Origin of the sequence: Microlunatus sp. GCM10028923 (assembly GCF_042666975.1) — a bacterium.
Classification (GTDB): domain Bacteria; phylum Actinomycetota; class Actinomycetes; order Propionibacteriales; family Propionibacteriaceae; genus Microlunatus.
This window is the reverse complement of the sequence record NZ_JBHTFF010000006.1, coordinates 24,522-42,939: the sequence shown is the minus strand read 5'-3', so window position 1 is coordinate 42,939 and position 18,418 is coordinate 24,522. Positions and strand designations below refer to the sequence as shown.

The window sequence follows — 18,418 nt, the reverse complement described above, 5'->3', positions numbered from 1 at the left end:
AGCCGGGCTCGGGGGAAGCATTTTGGCGTCAGGTGGCGCCCGTCCACACGTACCACAAGCCCCGAGGATTCGAGTGAGTGCATTCGCCCAAACCACCACCCCCCAGTTTCCGCTGGTCCGTAAGGGATACGACCCGACCGCCGTGTCGAGTCAACTCCAGAAGCTGGAAAGCCGGATTGAGGTTCTCTCCGGGTCGTCCGATCAGCTGAACCAGCAGATCGCGGACCTGACCGAGGAGAACGAGCAGCTTCGCAAGGCACTGGACGAGACCTCCAAGGGTGGCGAGGTCAACTTCACCAATCTCGGCGGTCGCGCCGGCGACATCCTGCGGATCGCCGAGGAGCAGGCCAAGGACGTTACTGAGCGGGCCACGGCCGAGTCCGAGGAATCGCTGCAGAAGGCCCGTGCCGAGATCGAGATGCTCAACCAGCACGCCGCGGAAGAGCGCGCCGAGCTGAAGGCCTCCGGCACCGCCGAGATCGAGCGGCTCCGCCAGCAGGCGGCGGCCGACGCCGACAAGCTGCTCAGCAAGACCCGTGGCGAGACCGAGCAGTTGATGACGGCGGCCCGGCTGCAGGCCGAGGCCGTCACCACCGAGGCCGACCGCAAGGCCCGGGCCCTGGTCCAGTCCTCCGAGATCAAGGCGAAGTCGATCGTCGCCTCGGCCGAGAAGGAGATCGCGGACGTACGCCAGCAGGTCGCCACCGAGCGCGACGAGCTGCTGACCGAACTCCGGACCACCCAGCAGGAATCCGAAGCGAAGCTGTCCAAGCTGCTGTCCGAGGCCACCGAGCACCATCGGACCTCGTCGCAGCACCTGGCCGAGGAAGCCGAAAACGCCGCCAAGCTGCGTTCCGACGCCCTCGCCGAGGCCGAGCAGATCAAGGTCGCCGCGGTGGCCGAGGCCGACCAGCTGGTCGCCCAGGCACAGCACCAGGCCGCGACGATCGACGAGCGGGCTCGGCAGGAGTTCGCGTGGCGGAAGCGTCAGATGCGCAGCGAGTACGAGCTGCTCGGACGTCGCAAGCAGGAGATGCTCAGCCAGCTCGCCTCGCTCTCGGCGCTCGCGCTGGAGACCGCGGAGAAGCTGCCGGAGGTTCCGGAGCTCGACTTCACCGATCTCGAGCGGCAGGACTCCAAGACGGCGGACATCTCGTGAGCCCGGTCAACTTCTGAGCTTCACCGCTCACTCTTCCCCACCTGCACGTCACAACGCGGCGGGCCCCGGTTTCGGCCGGGACCCGTCGCGTTGGTGTGTTCCGGGACCGCAACGTTCCCTGAGCTTGTCGAAGGGCACTCAGGGGACGTTGTGGTGTACGGGATTCAGAAGAGGCGCTCGGTCGGGTCGTCCAGACCGCGCAGCAGGTCGTAGTCGACCGTGACACAGGTGATCCCGCGATCGGTCGCGACGACCTTGGCCTGCGGCTTGATCAACTGCGCGGCGAAGACGCCCTGGACGTCGCCGAGCAGCGGGTCGCGACGGAGCAGTTCCAGATAGCGGGTCAGCTGCTCGACCCCGTCGATCTCGCCGCGCCGCTTCACCTCGACCGCGACGTAGCCGCCGTCGGCATTGCGGCAGAGCAGGTCGACCGGGCCGATCGCGGTCGGGTACTCCCGGCGGACCAGGCTCCAGCCGGCGCCGAAGGTCTCCGGGTGTTCGGCCAGCAGCTCCTGCAGGTGCGCCTCGACGCCGTCCTTGCGCAGGCCCGGATCGACGCCGAGCTCGTGGCTGGAGTCGTGCAACACCTCGGCGAGCGCGATCCGCAGGGTCTCCCCCTCGGCGTTCTTGACCTCCCAGACGGCCGCCAGCGCCTCCAGTCCGGGCAGCGGCTCGTCCGCCTCGGCCGGCAGCTCGGTGAGCGTGCACGGCGGGCTCATCCAGTTGAGCGGCTTATAGGCCCGGTCGTCGGCATGGATCGACACCGACCCGTCGGCCTTGACCAGGATCAGCCGGGTCGCCATCGGCAGATGGGCGGTCAATCGACCGGCGTAATCGACCTGGCAGCGAGCAATCACCAAACGCACCCGGACACCGTACCGGCGCGGGCCGCCCGCACCGCAGCCGAACCGCCGCCGACGGTCTGGCAGACTGCAGAGGTGATGATCAACTCCCCCGCCGCGCTCTGGTCGTGATCATGGTGCGTCGCCGCAGCAAGCACACCCAGCCGGTCCGGCCGCTGGGAGCCCATCACGCCCACGCCGAGATCAAGGCCGACGGTCGCTGGATCGTCCGGACCGTGCCGGGAGCCCGGGCCGAGAAGGAATACCGCTGCCCGGGTTGCGATCAGGCGATCCGTCCCGGCACGCCGCATGTCGTCGCCTGGCCGGAGGATCCGGGCTGGCAGGCCGAATCCGGGCTGGAGGCCCGGCGGCACTGGCACACCGCCTGCTGGCAGCGTCGCCGATGAGTACCGCCCTCAACACCATGATCGTCGGCGACCACGGCCGGCCGGTCGTCTTCTGCCACGGGCTGTTCGGCCAGGGCCGGAACTGGACCGCCGTCGCCAAGGCGCTCTCCGATGATCACCGCAGCCTGCTGGTCGACCTGCCCAACCACGGCCGGTCCCCGTGGACCGACGACGTCGCGTACCCGGCCGTCGCCGATCTCGTCGCCGGCCGACTGGCCGAACAGACCGACGGCGAGCCCGTTGCGCTGGTCGGTCACTCGATGGGCGGCAAGATCGCCATGTTGATCGCGCTGCGGCATCCCGAGTTGGTCGAACGGCTCTGTGTCGTGGACGTGTCGCCGCGGCCGCTGGCCCTGGACGGCGACAGCCCGTTCGCCCGGTACGTCCGCGGCATGCGATCGCTCGACCTGGACCGGCTGCCCGACCGGGCCGCGGCCGACCAGGCCCTGGTCCCGTACGTGGCGGATCCGGTGGTCCGCGGCTTCCTGCTGCAGAACCTGCGCCGGGACGGCGATCACTGGCGCTGGCAGATGAACCTGCAGGTGCTCGGCGACAAGCTGGACGTGATCGGTTCCTGGCCGGAGGTGCCGGAGCCGCCGTACCGGGGCCGGGTGCTCTGGGTCGCCGGCCAGCGGTCCGACTACATCACCGACGCCGATCGGGAACCGATGCGGGCGCTGTTCCCGGCCGTCCGCAAGGTCGTGATCAAGAACGCCGGGCACTGGGTGCACTCCGAGCAACCGGAAGCCTTCCTGGCCACCCTGCGGGTCTTCCTCGCCGACTGACCCGGGACGGGCCAAGATGGTCCCATGCACCTGCTCCCGCTGGACATCGCGCCGGAACCGGCGACCCAGGTCGGCCCGGTCGTGATCATCGTCGTGCTGGCGGTGATCGCCGCCGCGGTGGCCGTCCTGCTGATCCGCTACCTGCGGCGTTGATCACAGCCGGTCCATGATCAGCGACAGCAGCGCCGAGCCGGCCAGTACCGACAGCGCGTTCACGCCGAGCGCCACCGGCCAGGCCCAGACCGGCCCGGCCCACGGTGCCGGTGCGCCGAACCGGGCCGAGCGGTGCCGGACCACCAGCGCGACGATCAGACCCTCGATCGCGACCGCCAGCAGTTCCAGCGGAATGATCAACCAGGGCAGCGCCGCGGCGGTCAGCCAGAGCAGCGGATGGGTGGCCAGGTTGACCACGATGACGAGCAGCACGGCCGCCGGCACCCGCAGCACCACCTGGCGGCCCAGCCACCCCAGCGTCGCCCAGCCGAGCAGATAACCGGGGATCTCGATGGCACAGGTCAGGACGAACGCCGGCAGCAACCCGCCGGACCAGCTCAGCACCGCCTCGACCACCATGCCCAGTCTGCCCGTTCCCGGCCCGCGCGGGGCGCTGCCCGCCCCGATTCTGCTGAACGCCGCGATGATCATCGCCGCGGCCGGAGCACTGGCCCTCGCTCTCCGGGCGCCGCTGGCCCTGACGGTGCTCGGGCTGATCGCGTTCGGCGTGCTGCACAACGTGCTGGAACTGCGCTACGTCGCCGGCCGGTTCGCCGCCGTCCTGACCGGCCGGTTCCTGATCCTGCTGGTGATCTTGATCAGCGGCATCGTGGCCTGCCGGCTGATCGCCGGCTACCAGCCCGCGATCGCCAAGTACGCCGAGGTGGGGCTCGGCTACCTGGTCCTCGGCGTCGGCTGCTGGTACGGACTCCGCGGCCGGCGGCTCGTCGTCGCGCTGCTGGTGCTGGCCGTCGCCGCGGTCGGCTCGTTCGGCTGGCCCTCGTATCACTTCGTCATGTTGACCCACCTGCACAACCTGGTGCCGCTGGTCTTCCTGTGGGAGTGGGCCCGCCGGATCCCGGGGCCGGCCCGGGGCTGGTTCCGGGCGTCGCAGGTGCTCTGGGTGCTGGTCGTCCCCGCGCTGATCCTGGCCGGTGCCGTCGACCCGCTGATCGTGGCCGACCCGGGCGTCGTCGCCGGCTTCGTCGGGGACGGGACCCGGGTGATCGCGGCCAGCGCTCCCCCGGACGCGTCCGTCACGATCGGGCTCCGGCTGCTGGTGATCTTCGCCTTCCTGCAGACGATGCACTACGTCGTCTGGGTCGGCTTCCTGCCCCGGTTCGCGCCGGAGGCGGCCGCCGCCTTCGACGCCCGGGTGCCGTGGCTGCGCGGCTGGCGGACCTGGGCGGTCGGCGCGGCCGGCGGCGTCTTCCTGGCCGCCCTGTTCCTCTCCGACTACTTCGCCGGCAAGGCCCTGTACGGAGCCCTGGCCAGCTACCACGCCTACCTCGAGTTCCCCGTCCTGCTCGCCCTGCTGATGACACCAGTGCCGCAAACCCGTACCAACTTATCTTGATGTCAAGATAGTCTGTGATCATGCTGCATCACGTCCTGCTCGCCAGCCCGCCCGACTCCGAAGCCGCGTCCCGTGCCTACTACGCCGACCTGCTCGGCCTGACCGAGATCCCCAAACCGCCCGCGCTGGCCGCTCGCGGCGGCTGCTGGTTCCGCGGTCCCGGCTACGAGCTGCATCTCGGCATCGAGAGCGAGTTCCGGCCGGCCCGCAAGGCCCATCCGGCGATCCGGGTCCCGGACCTGGACGCGCTCGCGGAACGACTGGCGGCGGCCGGCCACCAGGTCCGGATCGACGACGAGCTGCCCGGCTTCCGGCGGTTCTACGCCGACGACCCGCACGGCAACCGGCTCGAGTTCGTCCAGCCGATCGAGGAGGAATGGCCCCTCGGCGACGGCCTGATCGTCCGGCGGGCCCGCGCCGCGGAGGTCGGAACGATCATCGCGCTGCTCCGGGACGACCCGCTGGGCCGGAACCGGGAGGCCGACGCCTCCGACGAGGCCGGGTACGCCGACGCGTTCGTCCAGATCGACCGCGACCCCAACCAGTTGCTCGCCGTGGTCGAGGACGAGGGCCGGATCGTCGGCACCTGCCAGCTCACCTTCATCGCCGGCCTGTCCCGCCGCGGCGCCCTCCGGATGATCATCGAGGCGGTACGGGTCGCCGCGGAACTGCGTGGCCGGGGGCTCGGCGGACGGCTGATCGGCTGGGCGATCGAGCGGGCCCGCGAGCGCGGTGCCGGGCTGGTCCAGCTGACCACCGACAAGTCACGGGTCGACGCGCACCGGTTCTACGAGCGGCTCGGTTTCGTGGCCAGCCACGAGGGGATGAAGCTCCAACTGGAGCCGCGGTCCTAGTCGCTGAGCTTGATCACCTTGCTGATCTTGGCCGGGTTGTTCGGCTTGCCGCCCCCGTACGGGTTCGTGCCGTCCTGGCCCTCCGCCGCGATCCGCTGCACGATCGCGACCGACGCCGGGTCCATCGTGCCGAAGATCGTGTACTTCTGCTCCATCGCGTCCAGGCCGGTGGAATCGTTGTAGACAAGGAAGAACTGCGACCCGTTGGTGTTCGGGCCACCGTTCGCCATGGCGATCACGCCGGTGCCGTACGACTCCGTACCGTCGACCTCGTCGGCAAAGCTGTAGCCCGGATTGCCGCCGCCGTCACCGGCCGGGTCGCCGCACTGCAGCACGTAGATGCCTGAGTCGACCAGCCGCGGGCAGGCGGTCTGGTCGAAGAAGCCCTGCAGCACCAGCGACTCGAACGAGTTCACCGTGCACGGGGCCTTCGCCCGGTCCAGGGTGAGCTTGATCTCGCCCTCGTTCGTCGTCATCGAGAACACCGGCTGCCCGGCGTTCGCAACCCCGGTGATCTTGGGCGGCTGGACCGGCTTCGACGGCTGGCCGGTGGCCGGGTACTCGCAGGTCTCGGGGCCCTCCGGGACGGTCGTCACCCCACCGGTGGCCGGCGGCTGCGGGCCGGCCTGGGTCGACCCGCCGGACGGCGGCGCCGAGCCGGACGGGACCGGTGATCCGGATCCGGCCGGCGTGGACGGTGCGCCCGGGCCCACGGGCGGCTGGCTCGACGACGTGCCGTCGGACGGCGCCGCGCTCGAGGCGGGGTCGTCCGGCGCTGCCGTACCGGAGCTGAGCGGGTCGCTGACCGGGATGGTGCCGCATCCGGTGAGGAAGAGCGCCGCCAGGGCCAGGGCGATACGGCGCGGGACGGGATTCACGTGCCTACCTTGCCACGCGGCCCGGCCCGGTCCGGAGCCGACTCGCGCGCCGGTGGGAGGATGCCGCCATGGCCCGCCTGCTGGAGTCCGAGCTGCCCGTCGTCGCGGCCCCGATGGCCGGCGGTCCGACCACCCCCGCCCTCGCCGCGGCGGTCGCCGGCGCCGGTGGATTCCCGTTCCTGGCCGGCGGCTACCTCTCCCCCGAGACGTTCGCCGCACTCGTGGCCGAGGCCCATCCGCTGGGCGGTTTCGGGGTCAACCTCTTCCTGCCCCAGGACCGGCCGGTCGACCGGGTCGCGTTCCGCCGTTACGCCGAACGGCTGGCACCGGAGGCCGCGGCGCTCGGCGTCACCCTCGACCCCGTACCGGTCGAGGACGACGATGCCTGGCCGGCCAAGCTCGAGCTGTTGCTGGCCGACCCGGTGCCGGTGGTCTCGACGACGTTCGGGCTGCCCGAGCGGACCGCGGTCCGTGCGTTGCAGCGCGTCGGCACCGCGGTGCTGGCCAGCGTCACCACGCCCGCCGAGGCCGCGGCCGCGGACGAGCTCGGCGTCGACGGGCTGGTCGTCCAGGGCGTCGAGGCCGGCGGACACAGCGCCCGCTTCGACCCGGGCGCGGTCACTCCGGCGATCTCGCTGCCTGATCTCGTCCGCGCCGTCCGGACCACCACCGGCCTGCCGGTGATCGCGGGCGGTGGCGTGACCGGGCCGGCCGGTGTGCGCGACCTGATCGCGGCCGGGGCCGAGACCGTCGCGGTCGGCACCCTGCTGCTGCGCTGCGACGAGAGCGGCACCTCGGCCACCCACCGGGACGCCCTCGCCGATCCGGCCTTCACCGAGACCGTGATCACCCACTGCTTCACCGGCCGGCCCGCCCGCGCGCTGCGGAACGACTTCGTCGACCGGCACCACCCCGCGGCCCCGTACGGCTATCCGGCGCTGCACCACCTCACCCGGGACCTGCGCCGCGCCGCCGCCCGGGCCGGCGACCCGCAGCGGCTGCACCTGTGGGCCGGCACCGGCTTCCGGCACGCCCGGTCCGGACCGGCCGCCGAGGTCGTCCGGGCCCTCGCCGCGGGGCTCTGACCCGCCCCGTGGACCCGCACGTGCACGACCGGCCCGGCCCTCGTAGGGTTTGATCATGGCTCCCGCGGCGAGGCGATCATGGTTCGGCTGACCAGGATCTACACCCGGACGGGCGACGGCGGCCGGACCCGGCTGGTCGACTTCTCCGAGGTGTCCAAGACCGAACTCCGGGTGGCCGCGTACGGCGACGTCGACGAGGCCAACTCCGCGATCGGCGTGGCGCTGGCCAGCGGCGAACTGCCGGACCGGGTCCGCGACGTCCTCGGCCTGATCCAGAACGAGTTGTTCGACGTCGGCGCCGACCTGGCCAACCCGGTGCCGCCGCCGGAGACCAGGCTGATGCCGGGCCAGCACCATCCGCTCCGGATCACCCAGGAGTCGGTTGACCGACTGGAACGCTGGTGCGACGAGTTCACCGAGGGGCTGCCGAAGCTGGAGTCTTTCGTGCTGCCCGGCGGCACCCTCGGCGCCGCGTACCTGCATGTGGCGCGGACCGTCGTCCGGCGGGCCGAGCGGACCGGTTGGGCGGCCCGGGAGGCCGAGGGCGACCGGCTCGAGGTGCTGCCGCTGACGTACCTGAACCGGCTGTCCGACCTGCTCTTCATCCTCACCCGGTACGTCAACGGTCCCGAGCGCGAGGTCCTATGGGTGCCGGGCTCCGGCCGGACCGATCAAGATCATCCCTCTCACACAGTTCAGGAGTGACAACGATGACCGCACCGAACACGCTGCCCGAGGCGACCGGCAAGGCGAACCCGAAGCAGGCCCGCCCCGTGACCCTGTTCACCGGCCAGTGGGCCGACCTGCCGTTCGAGGAGATCTGCAAGCTCGCCTCGGACTGGGGTTACGACGGCCTGGAGATCGCCTGCTGGGGTGATCATTTCGACGTCGCGAAGGCCGCCGAGGACGACGCGTACGTGCAGGACCGCAAGGACATCCTGGCCAAGTACGGACTCGGCTGCTGGGCGATCTCGAACCACCTGAACGGGCAGGCGGTCTGCGAGGCGATCATCGACGACCGGCACAAGTCGATCGTCAACGCGCGGGTCTGGGGCGACGGTGAACCGGAGGGTGTCCGGCAGCGGGCGGCCGAGGAGATGAAGCTCACCGCGCGGGCCGCCGCCCGGTTCGGTGTGGAGACCGTGATCGGCTTCACGGGCTCGTCGGTCTGGCACTACGTGGCGATGTTCCCGCCGGTCGGCGACGACGTGATCAAGGCCGGCTACCGCGACTTCGCCGACCGCTGGAATCCGATCTTGGACGTGTACGACGAGGTCGGCGTCCGGTTCGCCCACGAGGTGCACCCGTCCGAGATCGCGTACGACTACTGGTCAACGGTCGCCACCCTGGAGGCGATCGATCATCGGCCGGCGTTCGGGCTGAACTTCGACCCGTCGCACATGGTCTGGCAGGGCCTGGACTACGTCGGTTTCCTGGACGACTTCAAGGACCGGATCTACCACGTGGACTGCAAGGACACGAAGGTCCGGATGAACAACGGCCGCAACGGTGTGCTCGGCTCGCATCTGCCCTGGGCCGACCAGCGGCGCGGCTGGGACTTCATCTCGACCGGCCGCGGCGACACCCGCTGGGAGGACATCTTCCGGATGCTCAACCACATCGGCTACGACCGGCCGATCTCGATCGAGTGGGAGGACGCCGGGATGGACCGGCTGGCCGGTGCCCCCGAGGCGCTCGCGTACGTCCGCGCACTGAACGGGATCACGCCGCCGGAGGCCGCGTTCGACGCCGCCTTCTCCAGCTGAGTCGACCGACTGTGCAGCACCCGGCCGAGGCCCGGCTGATCGTTCTCGCCGACGGCCGGGTGTTCGGCCGCTGAGCCTCGCCCCGGTCAGGAGGCGCCGAGCTCGGCCAGCTCCCGGGTGTCGGGGTCGGTGGCGCTGGCGCCGTCCGCGACCAGTCGCTGGTACGCCGTGAGCAGGGCCTCGTCGCGCACGGTCGAGTCCTCGCCCGCCTTCCAGTACGCCGACGCGTGCAGGTCGTCCCGGACCACCAACTGCCGGTCCAGCACGTACCGGCGCACCTCGCGGACGACGCCGGCCTCGGCACCGATCCAGACCTGGAGCCGCTCGCCGGCCGGCTCCGGCAGGATCCGGCGGACCGCCGCAGCCAGGTCCGTCCCACTGCCGGCCGGGGCGCTGCTCGACGTCCAGTGCAGGTCGAGTCCGGACCGTTCCGGCAGCACGGCCCGGTCCCCCGCATCGGCGACGCCGAGCACGGCCGTCACCGGCGTTCCGCCGGGCAGCGACTCCACGATCGCGGCGACCGCGGGCAGGGCGCAGGCGTCGCCGACCAGCACGTGCCGCTCCACGCCGGCTCCCGGGACGAACTCGCGGCGCATCCCGGAGATGCCGATCTCGGTGCCGGCCGGAGCCCGGCGGAGCCAGCCGGCCGCGTACGCGTCGCCGTGCCACCACGCGTCGAAGTCCAGCCAGGACCGATCCTCGGCGACCCCGCGGACGGTGAAGGCGCGCAGCAGCGGCCGCGGCCCCTTGTTCCAGATCGGCAGCCGATCCCCCCGGCGCCCCGGGAAGTCGACCGGCCCGCCGTGGACCGGGATCGCGATCTTGAACGCGTCGGCCGGCCGCGGGTCGTGGTAGTCCGCCAGCCCCGGGCCGGTGACCCGGACCCGGAGCAGGCCGGGCGAGACGGTCGTCACGGAGTCGAGCCGGACCGGACAGCTGAACACGTCACCCCGGTTCGACAGCTCGCGGACGGCCTGGCGGATCGAGGACATGCAACCTCCCGAGTTAGGTTGCCCTAATCTTAGTCCACTCGCGCGGGGAGTCCACCGTGGGCCGGTGCGGGCGGTAGCCGTTGTCCAGCAATGGCGAGGAGATCATCAGATCCGCGCTGGCCCGGTTGCAGGCGACGCCGATGTTCCAGACGTTCGCCAGCCGCAGCAGCGCCTTCACGTCGGGGTCGTGCGGCTGCGCCTCCAGCGGGTCCCAGAAGAAGATCAGCAGGTCGATCACGTTCTCGGCGATCTTGGCGCCGATCTGCTGGTCGCCGCCGACCGGTCCGGAGAGGAACCGGGTGACCTCCAGTCCGAGTTCGTACGTGAGCATCGTCCCGGTCGTACCCGTCGCGTACAGGGTGTGCCGGGACAGCGTGCGCCGATTGAAATCGGCCCATTGGAGGAGTTCGATCTTCTTGCTGTCATGCGCCACCATCGCGATGTGGCGACGGCGCGCCAGCTCCTGGAAGTCGTCCATCGGGCCAGTGTGCCGCCGGATTGATACGGCCGCGTGAAGGCGATGTTGCGTCCGTGAATAGGCGGAATTCACCTGGTAATGCCGAGCCCGAGTTCTATTCACGAAATTCGGTCGAACATATTCTTGCTACCGACTGAACGGAATGGCAGGCTGAGGGTGCGGTACCGCACGGGCCACCGATTTCTCGGGTGACCTCGGGCCGCCCCACCTCCACCCCCCGGTAGGTGGGGCGGTTCCCACCAGCCCGAATTCCGCCTGATCAAGTGGCGAAACGGAGCGGCGCCTCACCTCCTATGGACGAAGGAGGTGAGGCGGCGAGCGGTCGTTCTCCGGGCGACCGCCCGCTCCGAGGATTCCGGGCCGAACCTGGGCGAACGACACCCGGAATTTGGTTCCCCGCCGCGATGGAGTCTTGCGGGATCGGTCGACACTGGCAACCCGCCACACGGAGTATCTCGTTAATCGTGACACAACTGTCCGCGCCGACAATCGGGGCTGGCACTTGGCACAGAATGGCGTGGAATTCTATAGAATTCCTGATGGCCGGATTTGTGTCCGGGACGGTCTCGATTCGCACACCCGGCAAAGTGTGCAGAATCCCGCCCGCTCAGGTCGGGACGAGTTGGCCGTCCTCGACCAGGGCACGGTAGTTCCATTCGTTGCGCTCTTCGGCCGTGTAGTTCCAATAGGTCCAGGCAGCCGCGCCGGCGTACCCCTCCTGCTGGGCGGCCGCGTAGTCCCGGCGCAGCGCGTGCCGCTGTTCCTCGGAGAGCCCGGCGATGGTCCGGCCCGGCAGCGCCACGCTCCACTCCCCCACCATCACCGGGTGCCGGCGGTTCAGCCAGTTGATCAAGGCGGCCCGGCTGCGCCGGGCCTTGCGCAGGTGGTGGTCGATCGAGTTGTGCTGGTCCCACGGGTAGAAGCACTGGTAGAGGTGACAGTCCATGATCACCGGGAAGCCGGGCACCGGCTTGATCGCACCGCGGGTCAGCCAGGGTACGAACCCGTCCGAGAAGACGATCTTGGTGCCGGGTCGCAGGATGGTGACCAACCGCCCGTACGCCTCGCGGTAGAACTTGATCAAGGTCCAGACCCGCGGGTCCATCGGCTCGTTGAGCAGCTCGATCCCCCACAGGTGGTCGGCGTCGCGATAGCGACGGGCCAGCCGCTCCAGCACGTCGACGGTCCGGCGCCGGTAGTCCGGGCGGTCGTACCACTCCCGTCGGCCGCTTTTGCCGCTGTGATCACGGCCGTTCTGCGACCCCGGTGCGCCATGCAGGTCGAGCAGCACCCGGAGCCCGTACCGCCGCGACTGTTCCATCGCCCAGTCCAGCTCGTCCAGGCAGCCGAGCAGCAGCTGCCGCCCGTCCGGGCCGGTCTCCGGCGCATCGCCGAACACCCAGTGGCCGACCGGGATCCGGACCAGCTCCAGACCATGATCGGCGATCCAGGCGAAGTCGTCCTCGGCGAGGAACTCGGCCCGGTGCCGGCGCAGCTTCTCGGCAGCGCCCGGGGTGGTCATGAACTGGTACTCGTCCTCGGCGTCCAGCCCCGCGAACAGGGAAGGGGTGAGCCACTTCTCCAGCACCAGCCAGCCGCCGAGATTCACGCCACGCATGGGCAAACCGTACCCGGGTCCGCGCGGCACGGTTCGGGAACGTCCGAAGTGTCCCGCGGCACCCGGGCCGAGGCCGCCGGTCCGGCCGAACTACGATCGTGAACCGTGCAACCGCTCACCGTCGTCAGCTACAACCTGCGCACGAGTCACGCCTTCGATGATCATCCGTGGTCGGTCCGCCGCGAGCCGCTGGCCGCCCTGATCCGGGAGTTGGCGCCGACGGTGCTCGGCACCCAGGAGGGACACCCGGAGGCGATCGCGGACCTGGCCGGGCTGCTGCCCCGGAACTACGCGTACCTGGCCGAGGGTCGGCGCGGCCGGAGCTCGGACGAGACCGCGGCGATCTTCTACGACACCGCCCGGCTGACCGTGCTGGACGTGGCTCACCGCTGGCTGTCCGACACCCCGGAGCTGCCCGGATCGGCGACCTGGGGCAACGAACTGCCGCGGATGATCACCCGGGCGAGGTTCGTCGACGCCGTGTCGGGCGTACGTTTCGTGGTGATCAACGGCCATCTTGATCATGTCAGCGAGCCGGCCCGGGTCCGCTCCGCGACCTGGCTGGCCGAGCAGGCCGCCCGGATCGAGGAGCCGGTGCTGTTGCTCGGCGACTTCAACGTCGGCACCGGAACGCCCACCCACCGGATCCTGACCCAGAGCGGGCTCCGGGACGCGATCGACGAGGCGGCGACCGGCCCGGCGATCGGCACCTTCGGAAACTACGCACCGCCGCAGCCCGGCGCCGACCGGATCGACTGGATCCTGGTCGGCCCGGGGATCGGTGTGATCGACGCCGAGATCGTGGACCGGATGGTCGGCGGCCGCTATCCCTCCGACCACGTACCCGTCCGGGCCGCCCTCGCCCTGCCGGTCACCTGAATCGACCCGGCACCTCTGCAGCGACACGCCGCAGAAACGCCTGCTTTTGTGCCCGGTCGGCGGGTTCTTGGGGAGGGCGTTAGAAGCCGTTGATGGCGGTGCCGGGCGGGGCGGCTTCGAGCCAGGCCAGGAAGCCGGTCAGGGAGTCGGAGCTCATGGCGAGTTCCCAGACCTCGATGGACTCCTGGTGGCCGATGGCGATCCGGACGACCCGCTGACCGTCGTACAGGGCGACGGCCTCGGCGGGGTCGGGATCGCGGGTGTCGACGACGCGGGAACCGTTGCGGCGGAAGGTCATCCGCGGGAACGGCGAGAAGGAGAAGAAGCGGAACCACTCCACCCGGTCGTGGCTGTAACGAGCGACTCCGAGCACCCAGTTGGTGCTCGGAGTCTGATCGGCCTGAAGCTGGCCCACGGCCACGGGTCGCAGGCGCATGCTGCATTCGAACGCACTACCCTGCCTGGTCACCCAACGTTGCCGGAGGGCGAGGGAGACCAGTGGCAGGACCACGAGCACCAAGATCACCAGCGCGACAACGACGGCGCCGATCCAGCCTGCCATCGTCGTCTAGGGGCCCTGTCTCTCGGTGGTCGGTCTCGGCATCCCGCCACCGGTGTCCGATTCCTTGAACCGGACACATTCGGGCGGAAGTCCTCAGCGTACCTTGTGTGCCGCCCGCACCTGAGCACTGGCGCGCATCACGTGCTGACGTACCTCCTCGGTGTCCTCGCCGGCATCCAGCCGGGCCTGTGCGTCGGCGAGTTCCCGCTCCGCCTGGTCGACGCTGATCTCGTCGGCCATCCGCGCGTACTCGCTGAGGATCGACACCCGGCCCTGGGCGACGGACAGGAAGCCGCCGTCCACCGCCACCACCTCGCGGGAGGCGTCGGGCGTGACGATCTCCACCCCGCCCGGCGCCAGTACGGCCAGCACCGGCGCGTGCCCGGGCATGATGCCCATGTCGCCGTCGACCGTCCGGGCGATGATGAGGGTGCCCTGGCCGGACCAGACCACCTCATCCGCCGAGACGACCTCGACCTGCAACGCGTCAGCCATGATCAGTTGTCCTGCTGCAGCTCGGACCAGCGACGCTCGACGTCTTCCATGCCGCCGACGTTGAAGAACGCCTGCTCGGCGATGTGGTCGACCTCGCCGTCGCAGATCATCCGGAACGACTCGATGATCTCCGCCAGCGGAACCGTCGAGCCGGGCACGTTGGTGAACTTCTCCGCCATGTACGTGTTCTGGCTCAGGAACTGCTGGATCCGGCGAGCCCGGGCGACGACGATCTTGTCCTCCTCGGACAGCTCGTCCACACCCATGATCGCGATGATGTCCTGCAGTTCCTTGTTCCGCTGCAGGATCTGCTTCACCTGGGTGGCCACGTCGTAGTGCGTCTGGCCGACGTACTGCGGGTCCAGAATCCGGCTGGTCGAGGTCAGCGGATCGATGGCCGGGTACAGACCACGGGCCGCGATCTCACGGGACAGCTCGGTGGTCGCGTCGAGGTGGGCGAACGTGGTCGCCGGTGCGGGGTCGGTGTAGTCGTCGGCGGGCACGTAGATCGCCTGCATCGAGGTGATCGAGTGACCGCGGGTCGACGTGATCCGCTCCTGCAGCTGGCCCATCTCGTCGGCCAGGTTCGGCTGGTAACCCACCGCGGACGGCATCCGGCCGAGCAGCGCGGACACCTCCGAGCCGGCCTGGGTGAACCGGAAGATGTTGTCGATGAAGAGGAGCACGTCCTGGCCCTGCACGTCCCGGAAGTACTCGGCCATGGTCAGCGCCGACAGCGCCACCCGCAGCCGGGTGCCCGGCGGCTCGTCCATCTGGCCGAAGACGAGGGCGGTGTCCTTGAACACGCCCATCTCTTCCATCTCGTTGATCAGGTCGTTGCCCTCACGGGTGCGCTCGCCGACGCCGGCGAACACCGAGGTGCCGGAGTGCAGCTGGGCGATCCGGTAGATCATCTCCTGGATCAACACGGTCTTGCCCACGCCCGCGCCGCCGAACAGGCCGATCTTGCCGCCCTGCACGTACGGGGTGAGCAGGTCGATCGACTTGATGCCGGTCTCCAGCATCTCCGTCTTCGACTCCAGCTGGTCGAACGCCGGGGCATGCCGGTGGATCGGCCAGCGCTCGGTGATCTCGAGGCTCGCGGGATCGGCGTTCAGCACGTCGCCGGTCACGTTCCACACGCGGCCCTTGGTGACGTCACCGACCGGCACCGAGATCGCCGCGCCGGTGTCGCGCACCTCGGCCCCGCGCTGCATGCCGTCCGTGGGCTTCAGCGCGATGGTCCGGACCAGGTTGTCGCCGATGTGCAACGCGACCTCGAGGGTCATCGTCCGGGACTCGTCGCCGACGGTCACGTCGACCAGCAGCGCGTTGTAGATGTCCGGCATCTGATCGGCGGGGAACTCCACGTCCACCACCGCGCCGATCACCCGGGCAACCCGCCCGACGCCGGCGGTGCCAGAATCCTTCTTCTCCTCAACTGTGGCGGTCATGCCTACCTCGATCTACTCGTCTCACTTGATATGTCTCGGTCAGTCGTTCTCGGCCGTCGCATCGGCCAGCGCGCCGGCGCCGCCGACGATCTCGCTGATCTCCTGCGTGATGCCGGCCTGGCGGGCCTGGTTGGCGTCCCGGGTGAGCTGCTGGATCAGTTCCTCGGCGTTGTCGGTCGCCGCCTTCATCGCCCGCTGCCGGCTGGCCAGCTCGGACGCGGCCGACTGGAGCAGGCAGTACTGGATCCGGCTCGCCACGTAGAGCGGCAACAACTCGTCCAGTACGGTCTCGGCGTTCGGCTCGAACTCGTACAGCGGCAGCAACTCCTCCGTCGGCGGCGCTTCCGTGCCCTCCACCACTTCGAGCGGCAGCATCCGGATCACCTCCGGCCGCTGGGTCACCATCGAGACGAACCGGGTGTAGACGACATGGATCTCGTCCACCCCGCCCTCCTCGTACGGCGTGAGGAAGGCGCTGATCAGCGTGTCGGCGATCTCCCGCGCATCCGAGTACTGGGGCGCATCGGAGAACCCGGTCCACTCCTGGGCGACCTCGCGCCGGCGGAAGCCGTAGTAGGCGGCCGCCTTGCGCCCGGTCAGGTACGGCACGACCTCGCGACCCTCGTCGGTGAGCAGCCGCGTCAGCGACTCGCCCTCCCGGATGGCGTTGGTCGAGTAGGCACCGGCCTGGCCACGGTCGGAGGTGATCAACAGCATCGCCGCCCGGCGCGGATTCTCCGACTCGGTGGTGAGCGGGTGATCGGTGTTGGAGAAGGTCGCCACCGCCGACACCGCCCGGGTCAGTTCCCGGGCGTACGGTGCCGCCGACTGAGCCCGGTGCCGGGCCTTGATGATCCGCGAGGCAGCGATCAGCTCCATCGCCTTGGTGATCTTCTTGATGTTCGACACCGAGGCTTTTCGCTGGCGCAGTTCGCGCAGGCTAGCTGGCATCGACGATCACCTCTTCTGCTTGACGATCTGCTCTTGCTCGACCTCGTCCTCTTCCAGCGCCTCGTGCTCCTCGCGCCCGGCCAGCAGTCGGCCGTCGGAGGTCTGGAAGCCCTGCTTGAAGTTGTCGATGTCCTTGGTCAGCGCCGCGGCCGTGTCGTCGTCGAAGACCTTGGTCTCGCGGATCGTGCCGAGCACGCTGGAGTTGTGCCGGAGGTACTCCAGCAGCTCCGTCTCGAAGCGCAGCACGTCGTCGACCGGGACCTCGTCGAACTTGCCGGTGGTGCCGGCCCAGACGCTGACCACCTGCTCCTCGACCGGGTACGGGTTGCCCTGCGCCTGCCGCAGCAGCTCGGTCAGCCGCTCGCCCCGCTCCAGCTGGCGCCGTGTGGTCGCATCCAGGTCGGAGGCGAACATCGCGAAGGCCTGCATGTCGCGGAACTGGGCCAGGTCGACCTTGATCGAACCGGACACGGTCTTCATGGCCTTGACCATGGCGGCCGTGCCGACCCGGGACACCGAGATGCCGACGTCGATGGCCGGCCGCTGGTTCGCGTTGAACAGGTCGGACTGCAGGAAGATCTGGCCGTCGGTGATCGAGATGACGTTGGTCGGGATGAACGCCGACACGTCGTTGGCCTTCGTCTCGATGATCGGCAGACCGGTCATCGAGCCGCCGCCGAGCGCGTCGGAGAGCCGCGCGCAGCGCTCCAGCAGCCGGGAGTGCAGGTAGAACACGTCACCGGGGTACGCCTCGCGGCCCGGCGGGCGGCGCAGCAGCAGCGACATGGCCCGGTACGCCTCGGCCTGCTTGGACAGGTCGTCGAAGACGATCAGGACGTGCTTGCCCTGGTACATCCAGTGCTGGCCGATGGCCGAGCCGGTGTACGGGGCGATGTACTTGTAGCCGGCCGGGTCGGACGCGGGGGCGGACACGATCGTCGTGTACTCCAGCGCGCCGGCCTCCTCCAGCGAAGCCCGGATGCCGGCCACCGTCGAGGCCTTCTGGCCGATCGCGACGTAGATGCAGCGGACCTGCTGCTGCTCGTCGCCGGACGCCCAGTTGTCCTTCTGGTTGATGATCGTGTCGACCGCGATCGCCGTCTTGCCGGTCTTGCGATCACCGATGATCAGCTGCCGCTGACCGCGACCGATCGGGGTCAGCGCGTCGATCGCCTTCAGGCCGGTCTGCAGCGGCTGACGTACCTCCTGGCGGTCCATCACACCGGCGGCCTGCAGCTCGAGCGCACGCCGCTCGTCGAGCGGGGTGACCTCGCCGAGGCCGTCGATCGGGCGGCCCAGCGCGTCCACCACGCGGCCGAGGTAGCCGTCGCCGACCGGGACCGAGAGGACGTTGCCGGTCCGCTTGACCGGCTGTCCCTCCTCGATGCCCTCGGAGTCACCCATCACCACGACGCCGATCTCGCGGACGTCGAGGTTCAGCGCGATGCCCAGGGTGCCGTTCTCGAACTCGAGCAGTTCGTTGGCCATCGCCGAGGGCAGCCCCTCGACCCGGGCGATCCCGTCACCCGAAGTGGCGACCGTGCCGACCTCTTCGCGGCTGGCGGTCTCGGGCTGGTAGTCGCGGACGTAGCGGTCCAGTGCGTCCCGGATCTCCTCCGGGCGAATCGTGAGTTCTGCCATCG

At 69.9% G+C, this 18,418-nt stretch carries 21 protein-coding genes; 10 read left to right on the top strand and 11 right to left on the bottom strand.

The annotated features are described in order from the left end of the window. Positions 1–142: 142 nt before the first annotated feature. On the top strand, positions 143–1,159 hold the full coding sequence (locus ACFQU4_RS15850; protein WP_377493502.1) for a hypothetical protein: 1,017 nt from the start codon (positions 143–145) through the stop codon (positions 1,157–1,159). Between the two features lie 164 nt (positions 1,160–1,323). Here the strand turns inward: ACFQU4_RS15850 and nucS are convergent, their stop codons facing one another. Continuing rightward, positions 1,324–2,025 (bottom strand): endonuclease NucS, encoded by a 702-nt coding sequence (nucS, locus tag ACFQU4_RS15845; protein WP_377493500.1) that lies wholly within the window; start codon positions 2,023–2,025, stop codon positions 1,324–1,326. Positions 2,026–2,135: 110 nt separating this feature from the next. Between nucS and ACFQU4_RS15840 the strand changes: the two genes are divergently transcribed. The 3 genes from ACFQU4_RS15840 to ACFQU4_RS15830 are packed head-to-tail and all read left to right on the top strand — an operon-like array spanning position 2,136 to position 3,346. Continuing rightward, a complete protein-coding gene (locus ACFQU4_RS15840) occupies positions 2,136–2,408 on the top strand; it encodes a hypothetical protein (protein WP_377494243.1) in 273 nt (90 codons plus the stop codon). Beyond that, positions 2,405–3,193, top strand: a complete 789-nt coding sequence (locus tag ACFQU4_RS15835) for an alpha/beta fold hydrolase (RefSeq protein ID WP_377493498.1) — start codon at positions 2,405–2,407, stop codon at positions 3,191–3,193. Before ACFQU4_RS15840 ends, ACFQU4_RS15835 begins: the two co-directional genes overlap by 4 nt. Before the next feature lie 24 nt (positions 3,194–3,217). Then, a complete protein-coding gene (locus ACFQU4_RS15830) occupies positions 3,218–3,346 on the top strand; it encodes a hypothetical protein (protein WP_377493496.1) in 129 nt (42 codons plus the stop codon). On the opposite strand, the gene ACFQU4_RS15825 is transcribed toward ACFQU4_RS15830, so the two are convergent. After that, entirely contained in the window at positions 3,347–3,766 is a 420-nt protein-coding gene (locus tag ACFQU4_RS15825; protein ID WP_377493494.1) for a hypothetical protein, read from the bottom strand. Between ACFQU4_RS15825 and ACFQU4_RS15820 the strand changes: the two genes are divergently transcribed. Beyond that, positions 3,765–4,763, top strand: a complete 999-nt coding sequence (locus tag ACFQU4_RS15820) for a hypothetical protein (RefSeq protein WP_377493492.1) — start codon at positions 3,765–3,767, stop codon at positions 4,761–4,763. The genes ACFQU4_RS15825 and ACFQU4_RS15820 overlap by 2 nt on opposite strands. Before the next feature lie 20 nt (positions 4,764–4,783). Next, positions 4,784–5,617 carry a GNAT family N-acetyltransferase gene (locus ACFQU4_RS15815; RefSeq protein ID WP_377493490.1) on the top strand — a complete coding sequence of 278 codons (834 nt, stop codon included), beginning with the start codon at positions 4,784–4,786 and terminating at the stop codon, positions 5,615–5,617. On the opposite strand, the gene ACFQU4_RS15810 is transcribed toward ACFQU4_RS15815, so the two are convergent. After that, positions 5,614–6,495 (bottom strand): peptidylprolyl isomerase, encoded by an 882-nt coding sequence (locus ACFQU4_RS15810; RefSeq protein WP_377493488.1) that lies wholly within the window; start codon positions 6,493–6,495, stop codon positions 5,614–5,616. The two genes, ACFQU4_RS15815 and ACFQU4_RS15810, sit on opposite strands and share 4 nt — an antisense overlap. Positions 6,496–6,563: 68 nt before the next feature. On the opposite strand from ACFQU4_RS15810, the gene ACFQU4_RS15805 reads away from it, so the two are divergent. The 3 genes from ACFQU4_RS15805 to ACFQU4_RS15795 all read left to right on the top strand — a co-directional run bounded on the left by ACFQU4_RS15805 (position 6,564) and on the right by ACFQU4_RS15795 (position 9,346). After that, complete coding sequence (locus ACFQU4_RS15805; protein WP_377493486.1) at positions 6,564–7,580, top strand: NAD(P)H-dependent flavin oxidoreductase; 1,017 nt, start codon at positions 6,564–6,566, stop codon at positions 7,578–7,580. A gap of 78 nt (positions 7,581–7,658) precedes the next feature. Beyond that, entirely contained in the window at positions 7,659–8,285 is a 627-nt protein-coding gene (locus tag ACFQU4_RS15800) for a cob(I)yrinic acid a,c-diamide adenosyltransferase (protein WP_377493484.1), read from the top strand. Positions 8,286–8,290: 5 nt separating this feature from the next. Next, a complete protein-coding gene (locus tag ACFQU4_RS15795; RefSeq protein ID WP_377493482.1) occupies positions 8,291–9,346 on the top strand; it encodes a sugar phosphate isomerase/epimerase family protein in 1,056 nt (351 codons plus the stop codon). Between the two features lie 86 nt (positions 9,347–9,432). On the opposite strand, the gene ACFQU4_RS15790 is transcribed toward ACFQU4_RS15795, so the two are convergent. The 3 genes from ACFQU4_RS15790 to ACFQU4_RS15780 all read right to left on the bottom strand — a co-directional run bounded on the left by ACFQU4_RS15790 (position 9,433) and on the right by ACFQU4_RS15780 (position 12,434). Next, positions 9,433–10,338, bottom strand: coding sequence for a siderophore-interacting protein (locus tag ACFQU4_RS15790; RefSeq protein WP_377493480.1), 906 nt, complete (start codon positions 10,336–10,338; stop codon positions 9,433–9,435). Between the two features lie 13 nt (positions 10,339–10,351). Beyond that, positions 10,352–10,816 carry a methylglyoxal synthase gene (locus ACFQU4_RS15785; RefSeq protein WP_377493478.1) on the bottom strand — a complete coding sequence of 155 codons (465 nt, stop codon included), beginning with the start codon at positions 10,814–10,816 and terminating at the stop codon, positions 10,352–10,354. Positions 10,817–11,423: 607 nt separating this feature from the next. After that, positions 11,424–12,434 carry a glycoside hydrolase family 5 protein gene (locus tag ACFQU4_RS15780; RefSeq protein ID WP_377493476.1) on the bottom strand — a complete coding sequence of 337 codons (1,011 nt, stop codon included), beginning with the start codon at positions 12,432–12,434 and terminating at the stop codon, positions 11,424–11,426. A 105-nt stretch (positions 12,435–12,539) separates the two neighbouring features. Here ACFQU4_RS15780 and ACFQU4_RS15775 point away from each other — a divergent pair, with 105 nt between their 5' ends. After that, complete coding sequence (locus ACFQU4_RS15775) at positions 12,540–13,313, top strand: endonuclease/exonuclease/phosphatase family protein (RefSeq protein ID WP_377493474.1); 774 nt, start codon at positions 12,540–12,542, stop codon at positions 13,311–13,313. Between the two features lie 79 nt (positions 13,314–13,392). Here the strand turns inward: ACFQU4_RS15775 and ACFQU4_RS15770 are convergent, their stop codons facing one another. The 5 genes from ACFQU4_RS15770 to atpA form a co-directional block, all read right to left on the bottom strand. Then, positions 13,393–13,875, bottom strand: coding sequence for a DUF2550 domain-containing protein (locus tag ACFQU4_RS15770; RefSeq protein ID WP_377493472.1), 483 nt, complete (start codon positions 13,873–13,875; stop codon positions 13,393–13,395). A gap of 93 nt (positions 13,876–13,968) precedes the next feature. Continuing rightward, positions 13,969–14,370, bottom strand: coding sequence for a F0F1 ATP synthase subunit epsilon (locus tag ACFQU4_RS15765; protein WP_377493470.1), 402 nt, complete (start codon positions 14,368–14,370; stop codon positions 13,969–13,971). A gap of 2 nt (positions 14,371–14,372) precedes the next feature. Continuing rightward, positions 14,373–15,824: a F0F1 ATP synthase subunit beta gene (gene atpD, locus ACFQU4_RS15760; RefSeq protein ID WP_377493468.1), complete on the bottom strand. Its 1,452-nt coding sequence runs from the start codon at positions 15,822–15,824 to the stop codon at positions 14,373–14,375. 39 nt (positions 15,825–15,863) lie between these two features. After that, positions 15,864–16,775, bottom strand: coding sequence for a F0F1 ATP synthase subunit gamma (locus ACFQU4_RS15755; RefSeq protein WP_377493466.1), 912 nt, complete (start codon positions 16,773–16,775; stop codon positions 15,864–15,866). A 6-nt stretch (positions 16,776–16,781) separates the two neighbouring features. Continuing rightward, a complete protein-coding gene (gene atpA, locus ACFQU4_RS15750; RefSeq protein ID WP_377493464.1) occupies positions 16,782–18,416 on the bottom strand; it encodes a F0F1 ATP synthase subunit alpha in 1,635 nt (544 codons plus the stop codon). Between the last annotated feature and the right edge of the window lie 2 nt (positions 18,417–18,418).